The following is a 6,025-nucleotide window of genomic DNA, read 5'->3' on the forward strand; positions in this document are numbered from 1 at the left end:
TCCCACGCCCGCTGCGATCATGGAGCCCGCACCACACACCACCGCCGCCAAGCGCAAGATCCTCATCGCTGGCGGCGGCTACGGCACGCCGTACCTCCGCTACATGGCGCAGCTGACGGGGAAGCCGCGCCCGCGCATCTGCTACCTGCCCACCGCCTCCGCCGACGCGATGGATGGGGTGATCTGGTTCTACCGGGAGTGCGCGCCGCTCGACGTGCACCCGTTCGACCAGCCGTCGTTCATCGAGAGCCTGTCCCAGACGCAAGGATGGGATGAGGTGCTCCTGTCCATGGACGGCATCGTCGTCTCGGGTGGGAATACGCTCAACCAGCAGGCGATCTGGAAGGCGCAGGGGATCGACGCGATCCTACGCGAGGCGTACGACCGCGGCATTGTCCTCGGCGGGGCGAGCGCTGGCTCGTTATGCTGGTTCGACGAGGGGACCACCGACTCGCGCCCCAAGGCGCTGTCGATCGTGAAGTGCCTTGGGTTCCTGCCGGGGAGCCATTCGCCGCACTACGACGTGGAAGCGGGGCGTCGCCCGCTGTACCACAAGCTCATCGGCTCGGGGGAGATGAAGCCGGGTTATGCGTGCGACGAGGATGCGGGGATCTTCTTCGAGGACGGCGCGGTGAAGCGCGTCGTGACGTCGCGCGCGGGGGCGAAGTGTTACTTCGTGAGCGCGCAGGCGAGCGGCGTCGTCGAGCGGGTGATGGAACCCGAGATGATCGCCTGATCGTCTGCTCGGCCTGTGTAAAGCGTCAGGCGGCGGCGCTCCGGGGCCGCCGCCTAACGCTTCTCCCTGCGCGTGACGCCGTGGGACGCCGCGTGACGTCGTGACACGTCGTGAGACGTCTTCTGTCGTCAGGCGACCGGGCCGCCGGCAATGGGCTCGTGTGCGCGCGCTTGCGCCACGCCATGTCGCATCCGGCGGGCGAGGAGCGTCACGCCTCGAATGACGGCGGCGACCACGCTTGCCGCGATCATGACGGCGACGAATGCCAGCACCGTGTACAGCACGCCGTTCCTGAGGGCCTCCATACCGCACCTCCTGCTGAGCGTTGACCTGCGGCGCGCGATACCGGGGGGCCGGTACCGTTGCACTCATCCGCGGTCCCTGGGCGTGCGCGGCGATCGAATGGCTCGATGCGACGCGGCGGCGCGCAGCGGCGCGGCGGGGAACGGAGTCAGGGTGATGGGGCGCTCCCGTGTGCTGGCGTCGCAGGAGAGCAGATGCGCCGCGGCAGGACGATCGGGCCGAACCCCATCGAATCAGGCGCAACGCTCACGTGTAGTGGAGCGCTGGTGCCGGCATTTCGGAGGTGCCCCAGCCTAGCGGTTTCCGGGCGTGTAGCTGTCGGGAACTCCCTGCAATGCGTAGGGAGAATCTGGAAATGCAGTGGTGGAGCGAGCTCAGCGCGCCCGCGCGAGCTCTGCGCGATAGATCACCCCTCCCTTCATCACGAAGCCCACGCGCTGCAGCGCGGTGATGTCGCGCAGAGGATCGCCAGGCACCGCGATCAGGTCGGCGAGCTTGCCAACCGCGAGCGAACCGACGCGGTCTTGCCATCCCAGTATCTCGGCGTTGAGCAACGTGGCCGAGACGATCGACGCCATGGGAGACTCGCCGAGCTTGACCCGCTCGGCGAATTCCTTCGCGTTGTCACCGTGTGGAATCACCATGGCATCGGTGGCGAAGCCTATCGGGATCCCGGCGGCCAGGGCGCGGCGAAAGCCGGCGTCCTTGATCGTGCCGATCTGGCGCGAGCGCTCGCGCTCGGAGAGCGGGATCGGATTGGACGGGTCGTCGGAATCGATCACGTGTGAGGTGTACAGCGTGGGTGCGTAGAACGTCTCGCGGTTGGAGCTCTTGAGGAGGGCGATGGCTTCGTCGTCGAGGTACGATCCATGGTCGACCGTGCGTACGCCGGCACGAATGGCGGCCTTGATCCCGTCGGCGCCGTGGGCGTGCGCGGCGACCTGGCGTCCCCAGCGGCGCGCCTCGGTGACGGCGGCGCGAATCTCGTCATCGGAATACTGCTGCGCGCCCGGGGTGATTCCCTTCGAGAGCACGGCGCCGGTCACGAGAATCTTGATGAAGTCGGCGCCGTTCTTGAGGTTGGTCCGCACCGCCTTGGTGACCTCCTCTGGGCCGTCGGCCAGCGTCTGCACGCTGGGGACGTCGACATAGATCGAGAACTGGCGCGCATCGCCGGCGCCTCCCGTGGACGACACGTAGGCGCCGGCGGTGAGCAGGCGTGGGCCGGGAACGGCTCCCTCGTCGATGGCGCGCTTGAGCTCCACGTCGACGTAGGGCCAGTTGGGTCCCATGTCGCGGCACGTCGTGAAGCCCGCCATGAGGGTGACGCGCGCGTTGCGCGCCCCCCAGAGTGCGTCGTGCGCCGGCGTGGTCTTCACCAGCGCGTCTTCCCAGTGCACGCGTTCGTCCCCCGTCAGGTGCGTGTGCAGGTCGATGAGCCCCGGGAGGAGTGTGGCGTCGCCCAGGTCGACCACCGTTGCACCTGGCGGAATGGCGAGGCTCGTCCCCATGGCGGCGATGCGATCGCCCTCGATGCGCACCATCCCCGGTGCAATCGGCGCCGCGCCGGTCCCGTCAATCAGGCGCGCGGCGCGCACGATCGTGACGGCGGCGGGGCGCGCGGGTGCTGTGCGGCGTGTGCCGCCGGCATCCTGCGCCTCGACCAGTGTGGGAATTGCCGTGACCATGGCGATAACCGCCAACGCCACGGCGAAGGCTCCCTGGCGAAGGCGACGCAGCGGCGTGCGTGATCGAGAGGACATCGGTTGATGGAAGAAGGGGCGGGGGCCAAGCGCGGGCAAACGTGTGCGCCGAGGGACTCGCCGGGTAGGGGGCGCATGGCCTGCGCGGCCCGCGGCTTCCGGCGTCACGCCGCGTCTCGGTGCCCTCGGCGTCGCCCGTGGCGACTCGCGGTGGCATATTGGCAGGCGTGCGACGCGTTCGGTTCGTGCCGGCGCATCATCCCTTACCCCGATCGACCGCACGTCATGGCTGCACGTGTACGCAAGGCTCGCCGGCGCATCCTCGTGATCGACATCGGCGGGACCAACATCAAGGTTGCCGGTTCCTGGCGCCGCACCCCCGTCAAGATCGAGTCCGGGCCGGAACTCACGCCGGCCAAGATGGTGAAGAAGGTGCGCGAGCTGACGGCCGACTGGAGGTACGATGTGGTCACCATCGGCTATCCTGGCCCGGTTCGCAACGGGCGCCCCACGAAGGATCCGCACAACCTGCGGAGTGGATGGCGACGCTCGAACTTTCCCAAGGCATTCGGAAAGCCGGTGCGCCTGGTGAACGATGCCGCCATGCAGGCGCTGGGGAGCTACGAGGGAGGGCGCATGCTCTTCCTTGGCCTTGGCACCGGTCTCGGGAGCGCGATCGTGGATAACGGGCGGTTGCAGCCGTTGGAGTTGGCGCACCTTCCCTATCGCAACGGGAAGTCGTACGAGGACTACCTCGGGACGCGCGGCCTCGAGGCCAACGGGCGCAAGAAGTGGCGACACCACGTGAAGGTCGTGTGCGCCCTCCTGCGCGAGGGGCTGCAGTGCGACTACGTGATGCTGGGGGGCGGGAACGTGAGCAAGCTGGATAGGCTGCCGCCGCACTGCCGGCGCGGGGGAAACCTGCGCGCCGTGGAGGGTGGCATCCGGATGTGGGATGATGCGTGAGCGCTCCGGTCGTCGCGCCGGGATTGCCACGACGACGCGCCTCCCCACTTGCGCGAACGGTCGGCCGCGCCAAGATTGCGCGGACCATGTTCACTGCACCGCGCTCACGCTGCTTCGGTTTTGTGTGGTTTACCGGCTTCCGGCTCTCCGGGGGGCGTCGATCACGCGCGTGACCAGGCGGTAGCGGTCCAACACCAGCGATGATCCAGCGGCCCCCGAGCAATCGGGGGCCTTCTTGTTTTCCATTCCGGCGGTCGCGCACGTGCGTCCCGTCACCAGATGTTGCGAGGAGACATCCATGTCCGACACTCCGCTCGTAGCCCGGTCGCACCAACGCGACCGTGCCTCCACCAAAGTCGTGGTGGGGCTCGCGCACGACGATGCCGGCGAGGTCACGATCGGCGATGGGTCGTTCGTGGTCGCGGCCGGTCCTTGTTCGGTGGAGGGCGCGGCGATGATCGTGGAGAGCGCGCGGGCGGTTGCGGCTGGCGGTGCGCGCCTGCTGCGGGGGGGCGCGTTCAAGCCGCGCACGTCGCCGTATGCCTTCCAGGGTTTGGGGTCGGCGGGGCTCGAGCTCCTCGCCGAGGCGCGCGCGGTCACGGGGCTCCCGGTGGTGACCGAGGTGCTGGACGTGCGCCAGGTGGAACTCGTGGCGGGTTACGCCGATGTGTTGCAGGTGGGGGCGCGCAACATGTACAACACGCCGCTCCTGGCGGCGGTGGGCGAGCTGGGGCTCCCGGTCTTGCTCAAGCGCTCCTTCGCGGCCACGGTCCGCGAGCTGATTGCAGCTGCCGAATACATCGCCGTGCGCGGCAATACGCAGGTCATCCTGTGCGAGCGCGGGATTCGCACCTTCGAGTCGTCCACGCGCAACACGCTCGACGTGGCGGCGATCCCCGTCCTCAAGCGTGAGACGCACCTCCCGGTGATCGTCGATCCGTCGCACGCGGCAGGGCGCGCCGAGCTGGTGGCACCGCTCGCCCTTGCCGCGCTGGCCGCCGGGGCCGACGGCCTCATCGTCGAGGTGCACCCCAACCCGGCGCAGGCGCGCAGCGACGCCGAGCAGTCACAGTCGTTCGCGCAGTTCGAGGCCATGATGCTGCAGCTGGCGGCGGTCGCCTCGGCGCTGCACCGCCCCATGGTGCCGCGGCAGGAGGGGGGGCGCGTCCTCCCCATCGGGACGTCGCGACGCGCTCGCGCCGCCTGTGTGGGGAGCGCGGGATGACGGCGGCCCGGTGGCGTGACGACGCCCAAGCGATCGCGGAGTGGCTGCGCCCGCACACGGGGGCGCAGGCGGTGGTGGCCTTCCAGGGGGAACGCGGCGCCTACGGGCACCTCGCCATCGAGCGGCTGTGGGGGGCGCGGGCCTCGGCCATGCCGTTGCGGAGCTTTGCCGATGTGATTGGCGCGGTGCGGTTAGGCACGGCGGGCTATGCGCTGCTCCCCGTGCATAACGAGATAATCGGCGAGATTGCCGGGGTGCGCTCCGCGATCGCGCGTGCGGGGCTGGACATGCTGGGTGAGGTGCAACAGCCGGTGCGGCACTGCCTGCTTGGCGTTCCCGGCGCCAGGCTCGAGGCGGTGACCGGTGTCTTTTCGCATCCCGCGGCGCTTGCCCAGTGCCGCGATTTCCTGGGACGCCATCGCGGCATGGTCGCGTGCGAGTCCTACGACACCGCGGGGGCGGCGCGCGAGGTGGCGGCGCGTGGCCTTCGCCATGAGGCGGCGATCGCGTCGGACGCTTGCGTGGCGCGCTACGGGTTGCAGCTGCTGGCCCGGGACATCGGCGATCGCGACGACAATGTCACCACGTTTGCGGTGGTGCGTGGGGTGCGATAGGAGGGGGTATGCGGGGGGCAGGGGCAGGTTATGTCAGGGTCACGTTCGAGTTCAAGTTCGAGTTCAAGTTCAAGTGCTTTCAACACGGAGGATGCACGGAGGAAGGGAGGGGCACGGAGGACGGCGACTGCTACAGCGCTCCCTGGCTGTACCGGAGTGTCACGCTGAGGACGATTGCGCACGTGCTTCACCGGGCAGCCTGGGTTCGCAGAAGTCCTTTGCCGGAGGACGACGGCCGGGTGGCGCGTGACGACGACGGAGCGGCGCGCGACGTTCGGAGGGTTGCCCGCGACGCTGACCGGGCGGCGCGCGAAGATCACAGGCTTGGCCTCCTTGGTCCCGCTCCCCAGTGTCCGCCCGGGCATGAGCACGCCCCACGGATCGTAGTCGTAGCTCTCGGTCACCGTGGCGCCCTGCACGACAGCCCGCGTGCTCCCCAGCAGGTCCGTGTGGTAGTAGCTCCGGCTCCCCGCACTCG

Annotated in this window: 6 protein-coding genes; 4 read left to right on the top strand and 2 right to left on the bottom strand. The window is 69.2% G+C overall.

Annotated features, from left to right (window positions below; genetic code table 11):
• Window positions 1-19 precede the first annotated feature (19 nt).
• On the top strand, window positions 20-736 hold the full coding sequence (locus tag IT359_15130; GenBank protein MCC6930316.1) for a peptidase E: 717 nt from the start codon (window positions 20-22) through the stop codon (window positions 734-736).
• A 128-nt stretch (window positions 737-864) separates the two neighbouring features.
• On the opposite strand, the gene IT359_15135 is transcribed toward IT359_15130, so the two are convergent.
• A complete protein-coding gene (locus IT359_15135) occupies window positions 865-1,041 on the bottom strand; it encodes a hypothetical protein (GenBank protein MCC6930317.1) in 177 nt (58 codons plus the stop codon).
• A gap of 372 nt (window positions 1,042-1,413) precedes the next feature.
• Window positions 1,414-2,802, bottom strand: coding sequence for an amidohydrolase family protein (locus tag IT359_15140; GenBank protein MCC6930318.1), 1,389 nt, complete (start codon window positions 2,800-2,802; stop codon window positions 1,414-1,416).
• Window positions 2,803-3,027: 225 nt separating this feature from the next.
• Here IT359_15140 and IT359_15145 point away from each other — a divergent pair, with 225 nt between their 5' ends.
• The 3 genes from IT359_15145 to IT359_15155 all read left to right on the top strand — a co-directional run bounded on the left by IT359_15145 (window position 3,028) and on the right by IT359_15155 (window position 5,547).
• On the top strand, window positions 3,028-3,708 hold the full coding sequence (locus IT359_15145) for an ROK family protein (GenBank protein MCC6930319.1): 681 nt from the start codon (window positions 3,028-3,030) through the stop codon (window positions 3,706-3,708).
• Between the two features lie 298 nt (window positions 3,709-4,006).
• Complete coding sequence (gene aroF, locus IT359_15150) at window positions 4,007-4,933, top strand: 3-deoxy-7-phosphoheptulonate synthase (GenBank protein MCC6930320.1); 927 nt, start codon at window positions 4,007-4,009, stop codon at window positions 4,931-4,933.
• Window positions 4,930-5,547: a hypothetical protein gene (locus IT359_15155; GenBank protein ID MCC6930321.1), complete on the top strand. Its 618-nt coding sequence runs from the start codon at window positions 4,930-4,932 to the stop codon at window positions 5,545-5,547. Before aroF ends, IT359_15155 begins: the two co-directional genes overlap by 4 nt.
• Window positions 5,548-6,025 lie beyond the last annotated feature (478 nt).

This window comes from Gemmatimonadaceae bacterium, assembly GCA_020852815.1.
Classification (GTDB): Bacteria; Gemmatimonadota; Gemmatimonadetes; order Gemmatimonadales; family Gemmatimonadaceae; genus SCN-70-22.